At 36.7% G+C, this 20,176-nt stretch carries 20 protein-coding genes and 1 pseudogene; 10 read left to right on the top strand and 11 right to left on the bottom strand.

Annotated elements, in window-relative coordinates; all coding sequences use genetic code 11:
• Window positions 1-41 precede the first annotated feature (41 nt).
• Together FW754_RS08010 and FW754_RS08005 are read left to right on the top strand one after the other, a co-directional pair.
• Complete coding sequence (locus FW754_RS08010) at window positions 42-1,103, top strand: hypothetical protein (protein WP_446324333.1); 1,062 nt, start codon at window positions 42-44, stop codon at window positions 1,101-1,103.
• Window positions 1,104-1,210: 107 nt separating this feature from the next.
• Entirely contained in the window at window positions 1,211-1,903 is a 693-nt protein-coding gene (locus FW754_RS08005; protein ID WP_446324332.1) for a pirin family protein, read from the top strand.
• Window positions 1,904-1,975: 72 nt separating this feature from the next.
• Here FW754_RS08005 and FW754_RS08000 read toward each other — a convergent pair whose 3' ends face one another.
• Window positions 1,976-2,554: a hypothetical protein gene (locus FW754_RS08000; RefSeq protein WP_446324331.1), complete on the bottom strand. Its 579-nt coding sequence runs from the start codon at window positions 2,552-2,554 to the stop codon at window positions 1,976-1,978.
• Between the two features lie 859 nt (window positions 2,555-3,413).
• On the opposite strand from FW754_RS08000, the pseudogene FW754_RS07995 reads away from it, so the two are divergent.
• Window positions 3,414-3,560, top strand: a pseudogene (locus FW754_RS07995) (tyrosine-type recombinase/integrase); the annotation flags it as partial.
• Window positions 3,561-3,714: 154 nt separating this feature from the next.
• Here the strand turns inward: FW754_RS07995 and FW754_RS07990 are convergent.
• Both FW754_RS07990 and FW754_RS07985 read right to left on the bottom strand, forming a co-directional pair.
• A complete protein-coding gene (locus tag FW754_RS07990) occupies window positions 3,715-4,119 on the bottom strand; it encodes a nuclear transport factor 2 family protein (RefSeq protein ID WP_446324330.1) in 405 nt (134 codons plus the stop codon).
• A 70-nt stretch (window positions 4,120-4,189) separates the two neighbouring features.
• Window positions 4,190-4,576, bottom strand: coding sequence for a winged helix-turn-helix transcriptional regulator (locus FW754_RS07985; protein WP_446324329.1), 387 nt, complete (start codon window positions 4,574-4,576; stop codon window positions 4,190-4,192).
• 115 nt (window positions 4,577-4,691) lie between these two features.
• Here FW754_RS07985 and FW754_RS07980 point away from each other — a divergent pair, with 115 nt between their 5' ends.
• From FW754_RS07980 to FW754_RS07950, 7 genes are all read left to right on the top strand, one after another.
• Window positions 4,692-5,549, top strand: a complete 858-nt coding sequence (locus FW754_RS07980; RefSeq protein ID WP_446324328.1) for an SDR family oxidoreductase — start codon at window positions 4,692-4,694, stop codon at window positions 5,547-5,549.
• A gap of 17 nt (window positions 5,550-5,566) precedes the next feature.
• A complete protein-coding gene (locus tag FW754_RS07975; RefSeq protein ID WP_446324327.1) occupies window positions 5,567-6,199 on the top strand; it encodes a nitroreductase family protein in 633 nt (210 codons plus the stop codon).
• 280 nt (window positions 6,200-6,479) lie between these two features.
• On the top strand, window positions 6,480-7,127 hold the full coding sequence (locus tag FW754_RS07970; protein WP_446324326.1) for an SOS response-associated peptidase: 648 nt from the start codon (window positions 6,480-6,482) through the stop codon (window positions 7,125-7,127).
• A gap of 81 nt (window positions 7,128-7,208) precedes the next feature.
• Window positions 7,209-7,826 carry a LexA family protein gene (locus FW754_RS07965; RefSeq protein WP_446324325.1) on the top strand — a complete coding sequence of 206 codons (618 nt, stop codon included), beginning with the start codon at window positions 7,209-7,211 and terminating at the stop codon, window positions 7,824-7,826.
• Window positions 7,823-9,118 carry a Y-family DNA polymerase gene (locus tag FW754_RS07960; protein ID WP_446324324.1) on the top strand — a complete coding sequence of 432 codons (1,296 nt, stop codon included), beginning with the start codon at window positions 7,823-7,825 and terminating at the stop codon, window positions 9,116-9,118. The genes FW754_RS07965 and FW754_RS07960 overlap by 4 nt, the downstream gene beginning before the upstream one ends.
• Before the next feature lie 75 nt (window positions 9,119-9,193).
• The gene (locus FW754_RS07955) at window positions 9,194-9,868 is read left to right on the top strand and encodes a hypothetical protein (protein ID WP_446324323.1); all 675 of its coding nucleotides are present in this window, start codon (window positions 9,194-9,196) and stop codon (window positions 9,866-9,868) included.
• Window positions 9,869-10,077: 209 nt separating this feature from the next.
• Entirely contained in the window at window positions 10,078-10,968 is an 891-nt protein-coding gene (locus FW754_RS07950) for a hypothetical protein (RefSeq protein ID WP_446324322.1), read from the top strand.
• Between the two features lie 66 nt (window positions 10,969-11,034).
• Here FW754_RS07950 and FW754_RS07945 read toward each other — a convergent pair whose 3' ends face one another.
• The 8 genes from FW754_RS07945 to FW754_RS07910 form a co-directional block, all read right to left on the bottom strand.
• Window positions 11,035-11,586, bottom strand: coding sequence for a lysozyme (locus tag FW754_RS07945; protein ID WP_446324395.1), 552 nt, complete (start codon window positions 11,584-11,586; stop codon window positions 11,035-11,037).
• 245 nt (window positions 11,587-11,831) lie between these two features.
• Window positions 11,832-12,146 carry a hypothetical protein gene (locus tag FW754_RS07940; protein WP_409510512.1) on the bottom strand — a complete coding sequence of 105 codons (315 nt, stop codon included), beginning with the start codon at window positions 12,144-12,146 and terminating at the stop codon, window positions 11,832-11,834.
• 43 nt (window positions 12,147-12,189) lie between these two features.
• The gene (locus FW754_RS07935) at window positions 12,190-12,729 is read right to left on the bottom strand and encodes a DUF4376 domain-containing protein (protein WP_446324321.1); all 540 of its coding nucleotides are present in this window, start codon (window positions 12,727-12,729) and stop codon (window positions 12,190-12,192) included.
• Window positions 12,726-17,111 carry a host specificity protein J gene (locus FW754_RS07930; RefSeq protein WP_446324320.1) on the bottom strand — a complete coding sequence of 1,462 codons (4,386 nt, stop codon included), beginning with the start codon at window positions 17,109-17,111 and terminating at the stop codon, window positions 12,726-12,728. The genes FW754_RS07935 and FW754_RS07930 overlap by 4 nt, the downstream gene beginning before the upstream one ends.
• A 54-nt stretch (window positions 17,112-17,165) precedes the next feature.
• Window positions 17,166-17,747 (bottom strand): tail assembly protein, encoded by a 582-nt coding sequence (locus tag FW754_RS07925; protein ID WP_446324319.1) that lies wholly within the window; start codon window positions 17,745-17,747, stop codon window positions 17,166-17,168.
• Complete coding sequence (locus tag FW754_RS07920; protein WP_446324318.1) at window positions 17,731-18,486, bottom strand: C40 family peptidase; 756 nt, start codon at window positions 18,484-18,486, stop codon at window positions 17,731-17,733. The genes FW754_RS07925 and FW754_RS07920 overlap by 17 nt, the downstream gene beginning before the upstream one ends.
• Window positions 18,486-19,283: a phage minor tail protein L gene (locus tag FW754_RS07915; protein ID WP_446324317.1), complete on the bottom strand. Its 798-nt coding sequence runs from the start codon at window positions 19,281-19,283 to the stop codon at window positions 18,486-18,488. The genes FW754_RS07920 and FW754_RS07915 overlap by 1 nt, the downstream gene beginning before the upstream one ends.
• Entirely contained in the window at window positions 19,267-20,151 is an 885-nt protein-coding gene (locus FW754_RS07910) for a phage tail fiber protein (RefSeq protein ID WP_446324316.1), read from the bottom strand. The genes FW754_RS07915 and FW754_RS07910 overlap by 17 nt, the downstream gene beginning before the upstream one ends.
• Between the last annotated feature and the right edge of the window lie 25 nt (window positions 20,152-20,176).

Raw genomic sequence — 20,176 nt, 5'->3', positions numbered from 1 at the left:
TTTATTGCAAGTATTATAAGAACAATAAAAAAGGATGTCATATGTCAAACAAACAGTATTATTTAAGCGTTTTATTCTGTGCTTTTTTTCCATTCACAGCACAGGCTGATGGATCTGACGCAAATTCTGAAGAAGAATATACTGTACTTGAAGCGGTTGAAATCTATCAACGCTCAGACGAAGAAAGAATACAAGACCCAACATATCAACCTGAAAAAGACGAAGAAAAACAAGATATCAATCTGATGCGACGTTTTGTGATCAATGGTGATACTGAAGTTCGGTATTATACTTTGGGTCAGATGAAGCAACCGACTTTATTATTTCTCAATGGGCCTGATTCTAATCGCTTTCACTTAAGTCAGTCTTATCAAAACAATAAACAAGAAATCATCATTGAACCTCAACTCAATCATCATGTGGCTCAACATGAGCTTTTTAGTCTGATGCCAATCGGTAAAAATTTTATATTATTTTTTCAAACACGATATTATTATACCCCTGAAGAACGACAACATAATTATGCTTTTACGCCACTCTTTGAGCCCTATGACACACGTTCTAGCTATGAACTGATTGAAGTTGATACTAAAGGAAAACTTGTACATCAAACTCAGTTCATTGCGCCAAGTCCAGAAGATGGTATGTCTTTTGGCAGTGACTATATAAACAACGAAAATCAAAAAGATCATTCAAAATTAGCAATGATTTATCAAACCAAAACACCTGGGGATTATAATGTAATTAAGCCCTATGACATTGAGGTTACTTATCTTTATCAAAATGGAAAACTACATAAATCAGAAGAAAAACAATATCTCAGCCCAAAAGAATACTTGGAACTAAAGCGAACTAAAAAAATTAAAAAATTCACTAATGATGACTTAGAATCTTATGGACATGAAGAGGATTTACAACCCACAAATTGCTTAGATGACTATTTTGTTTATCAGGATAAAGCTGCACCACAAGATGTTACTTGGGGTAATGCTTGGTTACAGCAATCTTCAAATTATCAGAAATTTATGAATGATTATCAAAAAGGTAAAAGCTATACATGGACTACCTTTAGGAAAAATTTCTGTCCACTGACCACATCTTAATATTGTTGCAAAAATAGAATGATCTATCTTGTTTTATATATTTCATCTCACCTGCAAAAATACTATTCTTAACCCAAGTTAAAAATATAAAGATTTGGAGATTTCAAATGACAACTTATTTACACCGTAGCGAAGATCGTGGTCATGTAGAAGCAGGTTGGTTAAACACTCATCATAGCTTTTCTTTCGGTAGTTGGTACAACCCAGAATTTATGGGAATTGGCTCACTTCGTGTACTCAATGATGACCATATTGCAGCACAAAATGGTTTTGGTACGCATCCACATGACAACATGGAAATTTTGACCTGTGTATTAAAAGGCGCAATCACCCATAAAGACAGCATGGGCAATGAAGGTGAAATCCGTGCTGGCGAGTGGCAATTAATGAGTGCAGGTACAGGCATCAAACACAGCGAAATCAACAAAGGTGATGAAGACGTACATTTGTTGCAAATTTGGGTAATTCCAAATGTGCGTGATGCTGAACCAACTTATCAACAAATTGAACGTGATTCTAAAAAATTACCAAACGAATGGCATTTAATTGTTGGACCAAATGACAATGCACCGATGCACATTCGCCAAAATACTGAAATTAAAGCAGCATATTTGGAACAAGGTAAAAGTTTAGATGTAAAAGCAACTCAACAATTCAACTACATCCATGTAATTGAAGGTGAAGTTGAAATTGCAGGTCAAACAGTGAAAGCGGGTGATGCATTATTTTTTGATGAGACTTCAACTGTAATTGCAAAAGAAAACAGTCAAATGATTTGGTTTGACCTCACTCAAATCTAAATTTAAAGATGAATATATCAATAAAAAAAAGCCCTGACACATGTCGGGGCTTTTTTGTATTGACTTGATTTTCTATAAAATTTGAATTGATTCAACTAAAAATAATTCACATGCGCCATTACCGCTATCTTCTCGTGATAATGAACTGCGCCAAACCCAACCATCATTAGCACTGACTTCAACCAACTGCCCTTTCAAATGAATTAGATCATTATCATCCACTTTAGATAATTTTTGTGCAACTGCTTTATTTGCAGGAATAATGTGCATATTGGCACTATGTGTTTCAATTTCACGGCGTGGAATTGGCGGTTCATTTTCATAATGCCAATAATACCAACGATTACTTTGCCGAATGCTCAGTTGTTTATAGACCTGCGGATCTGCCATTGCACCCCAGCCGAGTGCCAAATCCGTGGGGCTAATTTCTGCTTCACGACCTGTATGATAATCTTCTCGTGAAAGTACGCGAAACTCTCCTTCAAATGTAGATAACTTCGTCATTTTATAAGATTTAAAGGTCGACACATCTGAATTGATCACCTGATAATTTTCAGTATCAGTTACACCCTGATCATTTTTGAAAGCCAACGTCCATATGCCATAACATAGAGCAATCATCATCAAAAGATAAAAATAACGTATCCTCATTGCATTACAACCATTAACTTTTCAATCAACATGTTTAGACCTCATTTCCCCATTTACGATTGTACAGATCATTTGTATAAAGAAATTTATTTTATCTAAAGTGAATTGACATCTTGTGCCATTGGACGAAAAAATCAAAATGCTAAACTGCGCAACGTTACACATCCCCTGCAAAACACTGTAATTGGCGTAAAATAATTCAACAATTGTAAAGTTGAATATCGAGCTTAAAATCCTGTAAATTGATGTTAAAAATGGAAAATGGTCATGGCGAATAAATTTGAATTTCAAATTCTACAGTGTGGTTAATTCTAAGCAATAATTCGCAATAACGTGCAACAATAAACAACACAAATACATGATTAATAATATTTTTATTTATAACTTGCAATAATTCGCAATAATTCGCACGAACAAACAATAAGTATAAAGTCTACAATGAGTCTACTTTCGTAAAAAAACCTCAATATAGGGCTTTCTAAAACAACCGCCTTTCCACAGCTCGTTTATTCACAAGACCCTGCCGCCTTGTGACCACCTGTATTCCAGACATTGAACTAGACATCTACACCGTATCAAAAATTTATCTTTGCATCTAAAACTACCTTATAAAATATATTGCACAATACTCCGCAGTACCGGGTTAGGATTTAAAAGTAAAAAGAAGTTATATTATTCTTAGTAATGTATTCAGTTGAAACTCTAAAAATCTCCATATTTAAATTTATCAGCGAACCACATATGCACACACAATATATTCAAGAGAAGTTAGCCCAAGCCCTTAAACTTAAATCAGTACCAAATTTAGATTGGGATCTAGCAGGAAGGTTGATTGAGAAAGAAAAAATTAATTTAGTGCTTTCATATTAGAGATGCTGCAGAGTTAATGATTGGTGATGTAATGCCTGGTGAACAAGGAACATATGATTATTATGAATATATTCCTCAACAAACCGAAGATTATACAAAATGGATTAAAAAATTAAAGATACTGACTAGTAATTAAGATTTTTAGCAAGAAAGATTGGTACCATTTTTTATAAAATAAATGCCTTGATTTAAGTATTATTTAAATAAGTGATAAGAATAAAATACATCAAACTATGTAATAAAAACCTCGTAATAATACGGAGGTTTTTATTACAAAAAAAAGCGCATAATTATTTTATTACAATATACTGATCATCCTCTACAGAAGTTGCAAACTCTTCCATACGAGTAATTAAATCATTTTTTACAGTATAAACCTGAACCCATTTTTGCGCTGCATAACCATCTTGACCATCAATAATAAATTTTTCTCTTCCCAAAACAATAACAGTATCATCTTGCTGAATTGTTTTTAAGATATCAAAGTACTCTGCATGCATTGTTGTAAAATTGGTATTAAAGAATTCTCGAACACCAGATCTACCTTCAAATCTTAATGAGGGCAATTTTTGAGTGCCATGATGAATCCACACTGTATCGTCAGAAACAGTTGCTATTGCTGCTTCAAGATCTTTTTTATAAAAAGCGTCAAACATTTTTCTTACGATAGTCTGTTCTTTTGATTGAATCGTCATTTCTTAAATCTTCTTTTAGCCTTAAGTCGAATTAAGCATGAGTTTCTTCAAATGCTAAAGCAATATACTTTTAGATAGTTACTTTATTCATTGAGTTTGATAAGGCATTCAGCTCTTTATGCTGTTGTCCCCATATTGCCATTTGCACCATTAATTTTTCTAATCCTCTCCCTGATTCAGTTAGATCATAGAACACGACTGATTTTCCGGAAATTTTATCAATTGTTGGAACTTTCATGACAACTTTATTCAACTCTAGCTCTTTTAATTCTTTAGAAATCATTTTAGGTGTAATACCTGGCAGTAAACGCTCAATATCATTGAATCTACGTTGTTGCTTAAGCAAGGTTGCAACGATGGCAAGCTTCCATTTGCCATTGACTACATTTAACGCATTCTTTAATGCTGAAATAAATTGCATATTGCATTCATCTTCAATTGTATAATTTTCTGACATATTTACTTTATTCTTTGTACTTATAAATAGACTACCCTAAAGTATAGTGCTTTCGTTAATCTTAAGTCTTATAAATAAAAAAATAATTTCTAGAATTTAAAAGAGTAGCGTAAAAATGATATTAGTTACGGGTGCAACAGGTCATTTAGGATCTAGTGTTGTTCATTATTTAAAAAACTTAATTCCATCCAATAAGTTTGCTGTATTGGCACGTAATTTAGAAAAAGCTCAGCCCCTAACTGACAGTAATATTGAGGTTAGATTTGGTGATTTTAATAATATAAATTCACTAGAAAAAGCATTTTTAGGAATCGAAACTTTAGTTTTAATTTCCACAATGGAGCTGAATCGTTTATACCAACATAAAACTGTAATTGATGTTGCTAAACAAGTTGGTGTTAAACATATTATTTATACAAGTTTGGCAATTCATAATATTAAAACTTCTGCGGTAGAAGAACTCATGCTAAGCCATTTTGAAACCGAAGAATACATAAAACAAAGTGGGCTAGATTATACAATTCTTCGAAACACAATGTATGCAGAAGCTATTCCTCAAATTATTGGCAAGCAAGTTTTAGATACCGGCATTCAATTATCTGCGGGCTTAGGAAAAGTCCCTTATGCCTTACGTGATGAAATGGGTGAAGCGATCGCAAACTTATTGATGCAATCAGGTCATAAAAATAAAACCTACAATATCACGGGTAGTAAATTTTATAATTTTCAAGATATTGCAGAAATGCTGAGTGAAATTTCGGGTAAAAAAGTAAATTATCATGCTTTAGAAAATGATGAATATATATCTTTATTAGAAAGTTTTGGTCTACCTAAATTTCTAATTTATCTCACATCGGGTACAGTTTTAGATATTAAAAATAATCAATATGAGATTGAAAGTTCAGATTTAGAAAAACTCCTTGGTCGTAAAACAGCATCGTTAAAAAATTATTTAACACAAATTTATCAATAATTTAAAGGCAGAATTCAATGAAACTATTAGACGCATTAAATTGGCGCTATGCAACTAAACGTATGACAGGTGAGAAAATTGACCAAAAGTTGGTTGATCAGATTTTAGAGGCTGCTCGTCTTGCGCCTACATCAGCGGGTATCCAACCGATTCATATTTTTTCAATTACAAATAAAAAAATCAAAGAAAAAATCTCTCCTATTGCATTTAATCAACCACAAATCACAGAGTCATCGCATTTATTGGTTTTTACAGCTTGGGATAACATGGCTGATCAACGTATTCAGGATGTTTATGACTATACTAATACAGAACGTGCGCTCCCATTAGATACAACAGCAGATGTAGTGAGCGGGCTTAAACAATTATTTTCGACTTTTACTGAAGAACAACAGCACCATCATGCTTCAAAACAAGCCCATATTGCATTTGGTCTCGCAATTGCAGCAACTGCTGAATTAGGGGTAGATGCTACGCCTATGGAAGGATTTGATAAAGATCAACTTGATGAGTTTTTAAATCTAAAATCAAAAGGATTGAAATCAACAACGTTACTTGCATTAGGTCGTCGTGCTCCTGAAAATGATTGGTTGATTAAATTAAAAAAAGTACGTCAACCAAAAGAAACTTTTATTACTGAAATCAAATAAAATGCTTTAGAAATTTTAAAATTAAGCCCTCAATTGAGGGCTTTCTCGAACAACTTCCGTTCAACAACTCGTCTATTCACGAGCCCTTGCATCACCTTACTACCATCTTTATTCCACATATTAAATTAGGCATCCGCACCGCGAATTGCAAAAAATTATAATTTTCATCAAAAACCACCTTATAAAATATATTGCTCAATATTCCGCAATACTAGATTGGGCTTTAAACGTAAAAAGTAGTTATATTGTTCTTAGCAATGTATTCAGTTGAAATATAGCCATGTGTTCAAATTATCACTTCCCATCAAAGAAAAATTTACGGCTTCTCGGTGTTGATCCTGATCATTATGATCTTGATTTAAAAGAGCACGTGTACCCTTCTTATCACGCCCCAATCATCATGAAAGGTGCAGATGGTTTTGATCTTGATATTGCTAGGTTTGGACTACTTCCCAAATGGGCTAAAGAATTCAATTTTAGTAATCACACTTATAATGCGCGTACTGAATCTGTCGCTGAGAAACCAAGTTTTAGAAATGCATGGAAATACAGTAAGTTTTGTCTTATACCGGTTCAAGAGTTTTACGAACCAAAATACATCAATGGTAAAAGTCACTGGTACACGATCAAGCGCAAAGATGATCAGCCTTTTACTGTTGCAGCAATATATGAGGATGCTGAAATAAGAGACTCAAAAGTACGATCATTTTCAATGCTTACGATCAATTCTGATCATCATCCATTTATGAAGCAATTTCATGCACCTGATGATGAAAAACGCTCAATCATCGTTATTCCTGAACAATATCGAAATGATTGGCTTAATGCAGATCATGACCATGCACACGAGTATTTTTTCGAAATGGCTGATGATTATGTAACTTTTCCACGCGACCAACATATTACAAATAATTTAGAACTCTTCTGATTATCCACAACATTTAAATTTGAATTTATTTTAAGCAATCTTTAGAATCTTGATTATGTAACGTAATCAAGTGATGTACTGATGAAGATTGAATTAAGTGATAGCACATCAAAGCCTAGGCTCTCAAAATTAAATGAGACAAGTTTAGCTCATTTGAAAAACGCTCAAATCATTGATATACAAAGATATAAGAAAAAATTTAAAGATTTATCATGTATTTCTAAAATATCTTCATTTCAAGCACTTACTAAGCTTTCTATTCCTTTAGTGCTGAATAAAATTGCGGCAGGTTTTCCCTCACCTGCCGAGGATTACATCGATAAAACTTTAGATATGAATGACCTTCTAATCTCAAATAAAGAAGCGACTTTTATTGTGCAGGTTGAATCACTATCAATGAAAGATATAGGTATACATATCAATGATTATTTGATCGTTGATAGAAGTATTCGCTCACAGCATCAAGATATCGTAGTTGCATTCATAGACAATGATTTCACCGTTAAAAGAATGATGATCACTCAACAAATGTCACATGAAGAATTATTTGATATTTTTCAGAACGAAATAGAATTTAGTGATTTACCCAGTGTTTGGCTCAAGCCTGAAAATACAGAATGCCGTCCTATCCTGCCTCGCAATGAACAGGAACTGGTCATTTGGGGCGTGGTCACAAAAGTGATTAAGAACTTTAAATGAAACATGAAGAAAAGATATTTGCACTTATTGATATCAATAATTGCTATGTCTCGTGTGAGCGTTTCTTTAATCCTCTTCTAAACAACGTTCCAGTAATCGTACTGAGTAATAACGATGGTTGTGCTGTGGCGCGCAGCAACGAAGCTAAGGCTATGGGCATAAAAATGGCTGTCCCTTTGTTTCAGATTAAAGATATTGTTCAAAAGAATAATGTTCAAGTGCTCTCGAGCAACTATGCAATTTATGCTGAAATGTCTCGTCGCTTTCATTCAATCCTCGCTAGTTATGTTGCTCCACATGAACAAGAAATTTATTCAATTGATGAATGTTTTCTGGATTTAACAAGTTTTAAGAAGAATTATGATTTAGTTGAGTATTGCCAGGGAATGCGAGAGCGGATTTTCCAATGGATTGGTCTGCCTGTGTCGATAGGAATTGGTAGATCCAAGACTGAGGCAAAGATAGCCAATCATATGGCCAAGAAAGCTAAACGATTTAATGGTGTGTGTGATTTGTCAACAATGGACCCGAAGCACCGTGATTATTTCTGGTCACTGGTTGAGGTGGCCGAAGTTTGGGGTGTGGGTAGAAAGCAGAATAAAAAGCTCAATGAGATGGGGATTCAGACTGTTTTGGATTTATCTAAAGCGAATCCACCTATCATAGGCAAACTATTCACAGTTTGCATGCAAAGAACAGTCTTGGAGTTACAAGGCACCTCATGTATGCCGATTGATGATCAACCTAAACCAAAACAACAGATTGTGGCCAGTCGATCTTTTGGTGTGAAAATTACAGAGCTAGAAGACTTAAAAGAAGCCATGTCAAAGTATGTACAGGATGCTGTAGGTCGTTTAAGAAAAGAAAAACTATTATGTGGTGTGATTACAGCCTTTGTTCAATCTAATCCTTTTGATCCATCCGTGCCCTATTACAGCAAAGCTCAAACCTACAAGTTTGCCGAACCGACAGATTGTGTACTAGATCTGGTTGAGGTTGCCTATCTATTACTTGAGAAAATTTATAAACCAGGTATCAAATATAAAAAGTGTGGTGTGTTTTATTCAGAGTTAATTGAGAAATCAAACTATATTCCCGACTTGCTTTCAGATCATGAAACGAGAATACAGAATGAAAATTTGATGCAAGTTTATGAGGATATTCAGACGAAGTTTGGCAAAGCTAAGATTTCAGTAGGTCCTTGTTATTTCAAAGACCGTAAATGGTCTATGAGTCGAGATATGTTGTCTAAGAATTATTTTACGAAAAATGGAATGATTAAGGTTAAGTGATTTTTAGTTTGGATGGGTTGTTGACTGTAGGTGACTAGTAAACCAAAATACAAAAAATTATACTGATACCCACTTATGAAATTTAAAAAAGAAATTTTTCAGATTTTAATTGCTATTATTTTAGTAACAGGATTATTTACCTCATTTTCTTGGATTTGCATTCACTACCAAAATCCATCTGAATCAGCAAAAGAAACCCTAAGCATTGCAGTATCATTTATGGGTGTACTTGGAACTATTTTTGCAGCTTTAATTGCAGTTCTATTATTTAATGACTGGAAAGATCAACATAACAAACAAATAATTAATAATTTTGGACTTCAGGTATATGAAAAATTCTCAGAATTTGAAAAAAAACTATCAATTCACTATCAATTTTTACAGCAACTTGATGAATTAATTGTAAATTATGACTATGAGATTAACATAGTAACCCTTCGAGTTGATGGTAATATGCAATATCTTAATAATATAAAGAATTCAATTAATGAAATTAAGATTGTATTTAATAGCCTTTATAGCCAGTTTCAAGCATATTCAATTGCATCAGGTAATTTAAGTAGAAAGTATTCAATCTATAATGATTATTTATTTCAATTCAATGACATTTACTTACTTGATAATGAGATTTTTGAATTAAATACAAATCTTAAAGATTGGTATGAAATGCATTCTGAGGCAATAAGCCTAGCAAATACTCTAAGATATCTTGAAATTGAACCATTAATTCAAAACCTCAAAGTTGAATAAACGACTTATAAATAAGCTTCATTCACTGCGCTACACTCGTAGTATTTAGAGACTTTATAATAATCCAAAGGGTGATTTCTTTATCCTGCCCTGATTCCAGTTTAAGGAGTTTAGGGCAAGGTATAATTCAAAGACGAAACGAAAATTATCAAGTATTCGTATAAGGTGTATTATGTTAATTGTAAAAAATAAAGTTTAATGAGTAGATAATGAGTCAGTGTAGATTATGTAAAAAACAAGTAAAGCTCGAAGAAAGCCACATTATTCCCAAATTTATAGGGAAGTGGTTAAGAAAAACTTCAGCAACTGGATATCTAAGGTCTATTGATAATCCAAATATAAGGCGCCAAGATTTATTTAAAGTAAAGTTATTATGTAAGCCATGTGAAGATCTTTTTTCAGATACAGAATCTTACTTCGCAGAAACTATTTTTCATCCATACGTGAATAGAGAAAATTTTTCTTATAAGCTATCTTATAATCATAATTTAAGCAGGTTTTTCGCATCATTGTCTTGGAGAGTTTTAGTTTATTTAACAGAATTTTTAAACCATGCAACTAGTCCTGAAATTGAAAAATGCAAATCAAATTTAGAGGGTTTTCTTCTAGGAATAGAGAATACTTCTAATTTAAATCAATATGAACAACATTTAATACCTCTAGAAAGCGGCTCTGAATCGTTATTAAATACTAAGCATGCAAATGTCAATTCTTACTTTTGTAGGGCTATAGATACGGATTTACTAAGTTCAAAGTCTGGGTCTTTAATTTATATTAAAATACCTAACTTTATGATTATATCAAATATAAACTATAAACATATCAATAAGATGAGATCAACTAGGATTGCTTTAAAACATGGTGTTTTAGAACCAAAAGAATATATCCTTCCTATAGAAATGCAGCACTATTTAGATAACCGCTTAACTTTCATAAAAGAGAATATAACTAATGTAATATCAGAGGCTCAAAATGAAAAAATACTTTCAACAATAAAAAATGATCTTGATAGATTCGAAAACTCTCACACTCTTAAAATAGTTGAGGCAGACTTATATCCCAATCAATTTATTTTCAGAGATAAAGGAAAACCTCTCTAATATTTCTAAAACTATTAAATAAATACCCTCTATTTAACATAATAGAGGGTATGCGAAAAAGCCCCCCTAAAGGGCTTTTTCAAATAACTTCCGCTCTACAGCCCGACGATTCATAAGCCCCGGCATCACCTTGCCACCACCTTTATTCCAAACAACAAATTGAGCAGATGCACTCTTATAATCTGATTCATTCAACTTTTGAAGCAACGTGGATTCTTTAAAAGCTCCTGTACCAATGTTGTAAGCCAATGAAACTAATGCATCGAACTGATTCTGGTTAATCGGCACTGTAACAGCACTATTCACAGCAGATTCAAATTTCTTTAAATCATGCGCCATATACGCTTTGGCTTGTACCTCGGTGCAAATATCCCCTTTTCTAACCTTGATGCCGTTGGGATAAATTGTGGTACCAAAACCAATCGTCCAAACACCAACACCATCATCGTACGCTTTGAGTTTTAAGCCCTCAAAACCGCAGATTAAAGCCATACCTGAAGTGCTAACTGATTTTGCTTTTTGTTGAAAGCCCGCAACCAAGTGATTAATTTGATCAACTTGTACTTGTGATAAAGATCCACCCGCCAATTTCCGAAAATTACTAAAGAGATTCGCCAAATTATCATCTGTATTCGATACAGCTGCGAAGCTTTGGATCTGGTGTAGTTGTGGTTGATAAATTTTGCGACCAATAAAGGCTAAAAGTGGCAGTACTGTACCAATAATAATTGGCTCATACTCTTTCGGTACTAATTCAAAATCTAAAGCCCATTGCAATGCAGGAATAAGTACAAGCAATAAAAAAGCCCCCAACATTGGGAGCTTTACGGATAAGTGCTTGAATGCACTTTCATTGATTAATTTCATTTACTATCCTCTCTATGACTCTGAATAATTGCCATATCTTGTTTAAGTTGATTAATTGAACTAATGGTCCAAGTACCACCAGAAATTGCTACCCCAAGCACAATGCCAAGCCCCCACTTCAACATGGCAATTGCACCTTGGGCTTTGTGGTTTTGCTGTTCTAGTGCCTCCACTTTTACCCGTTGTTGATCAAGTGCTTGGTGGTATCCTTTATTAATTGCGTTTGTTTCCACCAACTGCTCAGATACTTTTTGCAGTTTATCAGCGACCTCATTTAACTTTTTCCACAGTGATGCACTTGGCTCATTCACATACGCCCCCTTAATTTTGGTAATAAAAAAACACCTTTCGGTGCTAATACTGAATTGAATTTACTTGCTCAATTGTTTCTGAGTCATAAATAAGTTGTCGTGCAATGCGACTTCTGACATGACAATCCGCAACATGCTGAGCCAACACTATTCTTAATTCTTTCAGTTGCTCCGTACTTAGCAAAACAACAGTGTTATCCTTTAATGTCCAATCAACATCCACACCAAGTTCACTTGCAGAAATGATTCTGGATTGAGACGTGATGTCGGAATCAAAAATTTGATCTAAAAAATAAAAACCACCATATTCGGTGGCTTCTCGTGCTGATTTAATTTCAGACCATTTCTGATCCTTAACCTGCTGCAAAGAGCGAGGATCAACCCACTGCTTTACACTATAATCAAAGATATGAAAAACAGAGGGTTGCTTGGGTATATCTCGCCACCATCCAGCATAAAACATACTTTCGTGTGGCGGATCTGATACGGCTAAACATCCACAAGGTTTATTGAGAATAATTGTTTCTTCATTTGCGTAAATCAATTGAAGTAACTCACCATGTCTCGAAATGATCGCTGTCATTTTTTTAACTCTATCGTTGAAATTGAGCAATTTAATGCACGCATGAGCTTAGCTGCATTCGCATTTGTGCCAAATGTCATGCCATTTATCTTGGGCATAACTGCTGCTTTTAACTTGATATTTAATGTCGATGTACTTGCTGGGTGAATGTAAATCGGTGTTGAAGTTGCCCCAACATAAACCAACTCTAAAAAGTTATTACCAATCGCAATGGGGTAAATCTCTTGCGTGTAAACAACAGTATTATTAACAAGCAACTGACAAACCAAAGTGATACATTTCCGCGAATCTTGGCCTGCAGGTAGTGTGCCAATAATCACATCACATGCGTAAGTAAACATGCCATCTACTCGTAATTTCCCCCCATTGGTATTGACATTAAATTCTTGTAATACACGCTCTCCATACAAGATATTGGCTTGTGGTGAGTTTATAGCTGAAAACTCCCATGATTGGACGTTACCGCTATAAATACCGTTGGGCACGGTCACTGCTTCATCTTGAATTTTTAGCGTCGTCACCGCTAAATTATCAATTTTTCCTGAGGTTACAGCCAAGTTGTCAATCTTGGCTGTCTTCACAGCCAAATCTTCAATATGTGAAGTTTTAACCGATTGATAATCCATCATGGCAGATTTTAAATAAGCTGAAACTGGAAACACCGTACCCGTCACTGGATCAGTAAAAGGTGTTGTTCTAAAGATGAATGGATAATATCCAGTACTACCACCACTTCCGATTGCAAATGAATCAAAATTTAAAATAAAATTAGATTCCTTGCCATCATTCGCACCGCCCCATCCTGCAACTTTTCCATTCACATCAAGCTTAATGTACTTCTGTGCATATAGACCATTAACAGACTGCGTAACCTCCTGTATTGATGCTGTATTTTGTCCAACTTTGGTCTGTAAGGTATTTGTAGCTGTGACATTGGCAGACAATGCATCAGCAGTTGCTTTAATCTGAGCTTGATATACAGCATCATTCTGATTCATTTGAGCGGTAACTTGATCAGTACGAATAGATTGAGCTACATCCCCCTCGATACGCGCACTTTGCTCAGACCAAACACCGGCATAACCACCTTCACTTCCGATCAAATCAGATGTTGAACCTATCAATGGCGGATTAACTTGCGCATAAACACCATCAATTCTGCTTGTTTGAGCAATGACTTTATTATCAACATCAGTTAAGTCGGATTTGACTTGATTAAGCGCACCTGTGCCTGCCTTACCACCAAGTTCAAGATTGATTGCATCAATGAGTTCAGCATTGGCATTCGACTGATTGACTGCAGTCGTTGCAGAGTTCCGAACGGTTGCCAACGCTGAATCATTGGATGCAATGTAAGTATCAACTTTCTGAACAGTGGCTTCATCGCCTTGAATTCGTGCCGTAACCTCACTTTGTGCAAAAGCTTGAACATTTGAAATTTGCACTGCAGTTGTATCGATGCGAATACCCAGTGCCATATCATTTTCAATACGTGCACTTTGTTCCGACCAAACACCTGCAAAGCCAGCTTCCGATCCAATCAAATCAGTCGTAGAACCAATCAATGGCGGATTGACTTGTGCATACACACCATCGATTCTTGTTGAAGCAAGTGTTAAATCATTGGCTACAACTTCTATCTCAGTCTGTACTGCAGCAATGCCCTCTTCACTTGACTGCTTAACCGTATTAACGACTTCTAAAACGCCCGCATCACCCTCATTAATCTTCTGTGTTAAGCCATCTTCAGCAGATTTAATTGCAGCTTTCCGATCAACAATTTCTTGTGCAATCTGAGCCTTGGTATTTTGAATGTCCCGGCGAATGGGTGCTATTTCAGCATCAATCGTTTCAATATGATCAATCTTGGTTTGCAAATCTTGATGTAACTGACTTTCAGTGATTTTACCACTTAAGATATCCAGTACTGCTGAGGCATCAGCAGACGTTGTACCTGTTGCCCATTCAGACCATTCACCCACATTGCCAATCCGATCAATCAAACGCCCTCGATATTTCTGTGTTAAATTGGGTTGCATACCTTGGATTGAGTGGGTGGTGGTTGGATAGGCAAATAATCCCAATTGAGCAATATTCGATACACCATCGGGTGAAACTTGTATCTCGGTATATGCTGTGTCGAGCGCACCAACATTCGGAAAACCCCAAGTCAGCTTCATACCAAATAAAATACCTGTGGCATTGATGAATGCTAATTTTGGCGGTTTTCCTGCTTTACCAGTTAATTCAGTCAGCATTGAATACGTTGGCATTGAGGACACATCAAATGCATTAACCGCAGTCACTTTGGCTTCATAATTGCCCGAATAGATCCCCTGCACTTCAACTGAATTATTACCTGTAATGGGTAGTTTCAACCAAGAGCCATCATCTTTACGCCATTCGACCTGGTACTTTGTAGCACCTTGTGCTTGTGGCCAAGTAATCAACATCGTTGCAACGGATAAACCTTGTTGTACCATCGTTTCAGCAGTAATTGAAACCGACTCAACAGGTGCTTGCACAGTGGGATTGATGATAGATATCGGACGATCATCAATATGTGCACCAAAATCAATGGCATCATATTTTGATGGTTCATACTGCAGTGCATTAATTGAAAACTGGTGTTTGTCATCTTGCGTAATGCTCATGACACGAAACTTCATGGTCTTCAAATCTTGTGCATCAACAGCCCAGACGTTCTGTGCTGCAATGGCATCAAATGCAACTGTGACAGTAATTTTACGACCTGATATGGATGCCACAATTCGAGACTGTGCTTTACCATCTTCACCATTCACAACCAGACGATCACCTGCACGGCACACGACTTCATCACGGTCTATCGTTACAGTTTTAGCATCTGCAGATACTGCAGAGACACGACCACCGTTGGCACGACCTGCAAATAGCTCATCTGCGATTTCAATGACTCGACCAGGTTGTGGAATATAACCATCCAAACCAACTTTAAAAGATACTGAACGAGTCTCTAATTGTTCAGATTTTAAAGCCCACAGCCCTGCACGTTGCGCCTGACCTTGTGAGGTACAGCCCCAAGCATCAATTTCAGCTATTTTCACTCCAAGCTGTGCAATAGCTTTTTCATCACGGACAAATTCATATTCAGTTTTATAGCGATTGTTCGGATTATCCCAAGCCACTTTTACAACGGTATGTCGATCTCGTGCACGTGTGCCTAGGTATTCAAAATTGCCTTCAATCACATTGGCACGTGTATAGGTAAAATACGTATCTTGCGGAATATCGGCATCACAAACAATGCTATTACCATCCCAAAAGCTGATCGCACGAAATACCCCTGCCAACTTAGTCAAAATTGAGTAGGCATCTTCTGTGCTTTGAATATAAACATTGCAGGTAAAGCGCGGCTCTTTTCCACCTTTACCATCATCAACCATTTGATCGCAGTATTGTGCAAGGCGATACAAGGACCATTTATCCAACATTGAAGATGTAAGACGATCACCCAATGCATAACGCTTTGACGTACAAATATCGTAGTAAATCCACGCAGGATTATTTGAATAAGCACGCTTAAAAGTACCATCCCAAATACCTATATATGTGCGGTTTTCAGCATCATAATTACTCGGAACTTTAAGCTTAATGCCCTTTAGATCAATCGCAATTTTGGCGATATTGGAAAAGGTTTCAGCATCATATTGCAGACCAAACAAAGCGGTATTTGGATAACTCAGTTTGAGATCAATGACTTCTGTAATCGCTTCGATATACATCTTATCGCCGATGTATTCAGACGTAGAATTCGGGGTAATACGTCTTACACGGATCTGCCAATTTCTAGAAGCCTTGGGCAAATCAATACGATGTGAACGCTCATAGTTTGCAGAGGTTTTATCTGAAATCTGAGTTTTTAATGTTTCTGTCCATGTGCCACCATCTGTTTGCACATCAATGGCATATTCAATGGTATAGCCATTTACATCACCATTTGAAGCATTCTGTTCACGCAAAGCACCCCATTTCAAACGAATACGTACAGCATCAAGGCTTAGATTTGAAATTGCACGAACCCAAGGTGTACCTGACTTTAACTCAATACCCACGGCTGTTTCCGATGATATATCTGGAAAACCCTCAACATAAGTTTGATCGTTTGTGCCAGGGCGAAAATCCGTTGTGACATTTTGAAAATTCGAATTGCCATTATCATCCTGTACGGGGGTGTCATCGAGATAGACCGACTTTAAGCCATTAGCCAAACCTTGAACTTCACCCTCGGACAAACCATATAAAATTTTAATAAAGGTTTTAGATTGTGCTGTATCGGTTGCAACGACTGGCTGACGTGCCTTTTTCTCACCACCTTTTGCGCCCTTAATAATTGCGTTCATACTTTCCCTTTGGCAATAAAAAAGGCGCTCAATGCGCCTGGAAGTTTACTTAATTTACATTTGATCTTCGGGATACTGTCCCGCACTTGCGATGAATCCGCCAACTTCACGTTGACCATATAAAATAGGTACCGGATTGCCCTGCGCTATGGTTGTGACCGCACCACCAAAGCCTTTATTGGCTTTGTTCCCATCTTCATTTTGATTTTGAGTTGAATCAACTTTGGGCATCAGCATTTGCGCAATACCACCGATTGCCATACCAACACCGGCACCAATTAATGCAACCCCTAGTGCTGATGAAAGGCCACCTGTAAAAATACCACCGACGATAAGAACTGCACCCAAAATAGTACTCAGCAGACCACTATTACCACCGGCACCGATGATTTTTGGCACAATTTTAATGACTGTGGCTTTCGTATTCAGATCAAGTTGTTTTGCATCAATATTATCTTTATCTTGCCAAACGGCAAAAGTCAGACCGTGCTCATGCGCATGCAGCATAAATTTTTCAAAGCCTGGCACTTGAGTGGATAAAGCACGCATGGCTTCACGGGTATTTGCCACATCAAACTTAAATTGCTTACCGAATTTCTTGGCAAGCACCCCATAGAGCTTAATGGTTTTTAACATCACGATGCCTCACGATTTTAACCACACGTTCAGACCATTGTTGGCCAAAGATTTCTCGGACTGATTTTCGCTCATATAAATGATGCAAAATCAAAGTTGAGCCAATACATGCTTCAGTTTGTTCAGATTTCAATGCACCATTATCACCTAGCCACACCACTGCATGATTGGGGTGCTCAGTACGTCCGACCTTGCAAATCAACATGTCACCATATTGCGGTTCACTAACTTCATAAAACCCTGCATTTTCATAATTATCTAAATATAAAGAAGCATGGTCTTTAGATTCCCACCAACGATCATCTCGTTCAAAGTTGAGTAATTCAATGTTGAGTTCACGACTATAGAAATCACGAATCAGTGCATAACAGTCTTGCCAACCATGGTAAAAATCTCGACCAACTAAAGGAGCCTTGAAACCGAATGGTTGATGGATCTGAAACTCAACATCAGGCAAAGCACAAATCACCCACGGTTTTTCATGTAATTCAATTTGATGCAAATCAAGTTCAGATGCCTGAGTCGATGCATTCGGATGTGAATGCACATAGGCCTGAATTTCACCCTGGTCTTCGGCTCTGGCTAAATCCTCAGGATGTATTTCAAACTGCTGATCACTTTCGGCAATATTACGACAAGCAATATATTTATCGCTCACAATCACACCGCAACACTCACGCGGAAAACATTGTTCAGCATGCGTAAAAATGGCTTTTTTAAGTTTTGCTGTTAGTTTCATTAGGTTAAGCTCGATGCAGGAAAGCCCCCAAAGCGACTTTCATTGTGACGAATACGGCAGGATGCGAGACTGCCCGAACAGCGATCTAAAGCAGGATCATCCGTGGGTTCGTCTTTATCAGTGAACATTGCCGCACCTGTGTACTGACATTCTTCACCACGATAATTGCCCATCGCACACCAATGACAATAATTTGAAATCTGTCGCACTGGTATTTTTAAGCCATCAAAGTCAATTGGATTAGATAGCTCAAACGTCACAGCTTGTGCATTTTCAGACGTCTTTTGCTCGATGTACCACAACTCCTCTTTTGCTTCATTTGAAGCGGTTGAATTGCCCGCAGTAAAATTGTCTGTATCCAGATATTTAGCCAATGTGGTGATGACTTTCAGCTTCGCACCTGCAAAATCTGCAAACTGTAAGCAATACGCTGATACTGCACCTTGGAGGCCGTTGATATTATTTGCCATACTTAAAGTTGGTGCTGAAGCTTTACCATCTGAGCGCATTTCAAGACCTGACACCTCAAGCGCAAGGGGTTCAAAAGTTTGACCTTGCCAGATGATGTTGCGCATCCAGACTTTCTCACTACCCACATCATAAATTTTGCCAATCAAAGCATCCGAACCAACTAAACCCGAAGTCGAACCGATTGCACTATAAATCCGCTCCCAATCTTGATAGGCAATATGACCATGAAAACGTAAGATGCCCGCACCAAGGGTACGAGCATCCAGTTCAAATAAGGTGATTAAGCCATCAACATAAAGTTTCTGAAAATCACTGTTCAGCGCCATTTTTCAATGCCTCCGCAACAGCTTGTGCCAAGTTGGTCGGTTGAAATTCAACTGGCGTATTTGAAATAGGGATTTCAATCTCAGGCGTTGGTAGTTCCTTTAAACGAATATCGATCCAGCGACCTGTTGGAATGTCACGAGGCTTTTCAAGATTCGGAACAATGTCGCCCGTCTCTTCATCAAATTTTTTAGCGAAAGTTTTAACTTCAATCGTATTATCTTCAATTTGCTGATATTGAACTGCAACCAAGACATTTCCATTGGCATCTTTGGGCATCTCGATATACCAACCATTGTCTGAAAAGCCTTCCGTATTTTTTAGCAAATAATGACCATTATCTACTTTTTCAAATAATGGTTCCTGTTCAAGTGCTTCTTCATTAAGTTCAATTTTATCTGCAAATAACTTGACAATGGGTGATGCATTCTTGATAAAGCCGTTTGAATCAATAGTTGTGTTATTAGTTCCATATAGTTTCACAATAGAGCTAAAAACATTATTAAGTTTAAATCTCGCCACAATATTAGGCGTAGCGTCTAACCCTGTGACACCTAATTGAAATCCAAACTCAAAGCCGGCATAAGGGATGTTAACTCCTGCAGAGTATTTGCCGAGAAATAAATTATTAGAAGAAGCATTTGCTAAAAAACTCCCTCCTAAGCTACCGTCAAAACCCGAACTACTTGCAACACCACCAAGCCCCAAAGCCCCTACTTGCATCACATTCCCACTAGCCACACCAACAAGTCGACTTGCGGCATGTGTATTATTGGTAAAGTTTTCATTCAGTTTTACAGCTGCTGCACGAAACGTATCGCCACCTGCACCTGTTGGTGCTGTACCCAGTGTAATATTTTGAATAGCCATATTTTTCTCACAAAAAAAGCACCCG

This window comes from Acinetobacter sp. 1207_04 (assembly GCF_052850415.1).
This window is presented reverse-complemented; position numbering and strand designations above follow the sequence as displayed.

Excerpts from the sequence above, each read along its gene's own strand:
- FW754_RS08010 (WP_446324333.1), top strand. The coding sequence starts at position 42 with ATGTCAAACAAACAGTATTATTTAAGCGTTTTATTCTGTGCTTTTTTT.
- FW754_RS08005 (WP_446324332.1), top strand. The coding sequence starts at position 1,211 with ATGACAACTTATTTACACCGTAGCGAAGATCGTGGTCATGTAGAAGCA.
- FW754_RS07990 (WP_446324330.1), bottom strand. The coding sequence starts at position 4,119 with ATGACGATTCAATCAAAAGAACAGACTATCGTAAGAAAAATGTTTGAC.
- FW754_RS07980 (WP_446324328.1), top strand. The coding sequence starts at position 4,692 with ATGATATTAGTTACGGGTGCAACAGGTCATTTAGGATCTAGTGTTGTT.
- FW754_RS07985 (WP_446324329.1), bottom strand. The coding sequence starts at position 4,576 with ATGTCAGAAAATTATACAATTGAAGATGAATGCAATATGCAATTTATT.
- FW754_RS07970 (WP_446324326.1), top strand. The coding sequence starts at position 6,480 with ATGTGTTCAAATTATCACTTCCCATCAAAGAAAAATTTACGGCTTCTC.
- FW754_RS07975 (WP_446324327.1), top strand. The coding sequence starts at position 5,567 with ATGAAACTATTAGACGCATTAAATTGGCGCTATGCAACTAAACGTATG.
- FW754_RS07955 (WP_446324323.1), top strand. The coding sequence starts at position 9,194 with ATGAAATTTAAAAAAGAAATTTTTCAGATTTTAATTGCTATTATTTTA.
- FW754_RS07915 (WP_446324317.1), bottom strand. The coding sequence starts at position 19,283 with ATGGCGCTGAACAGTGATTTTCAGAAACTTTATGTTGATGGCTTAATC.
- FW754_RS07950 (WP_446324322.1), top strand. The coding sequence starts at position 10,078 with ATGAGTCAGTGTAGATTATGTAAAAAACAAGTAAAGCTCGAAGAAAGC.
- FW754_RS07910 (WP_446324316.1), bottom strand. The coding sequence starts at position 20,151 with ATGGCTATTCAAAATATTACACTGGGTACAGCACCAACAGGTGCAGGT.
- FW754_RS07965 (WP_446324325.1), top strand. The coding sequence starts at position 7,209 with ATGAAGATTGAATTAAGTGATAGCACATCAAAGCCTAGGCTCTCAAAA.
- FW754_RS07930 (WP_446324320.1), bottom strand. The coding sequence starts at position 17,111 with ATGAACGCAATTATTAAGGGCGCAAAAGGTGGTGAGAAAAAGGCACGT.
- FW754_RS07960 (WP_446324324.1), top strand. The coding sequence starts at position 7,823 with ATGAAACATGAAGAAAAGATATTTGCACTTATTGATATCAATAATTGC.
- FW754_RS07925 (WP_446324319.1), bottom strand. The coding sequence starts at position 17,747 with ATGTTAAAAACCATTAAGCTCTATGGGGTGCTTGCCAAGAAATTCGGT.
- FW754_RS08000 (WP_446324331.1), bottom strand. The coding sequence starts at position 2,554 with ATGAGGATACGTTATTTTTATCTTTTGATGATGATTGCTCTATGTTAT.
- FW754_RS07935 (WP_446324321.1), bottom strand. The coding sequence starts at position 12,729 with ATGACAGCGATCATTTCGAGACATGGTGAGTTACTTCAATTGATTTAC.
- FW754_RS07920 (WP_446324318.1), bottom strand. The coding sequence starts at position 18,486 with ATGAAACTAACAGCAAAACTTAAAAAAGCCATTTTTACGCATGCTGAA.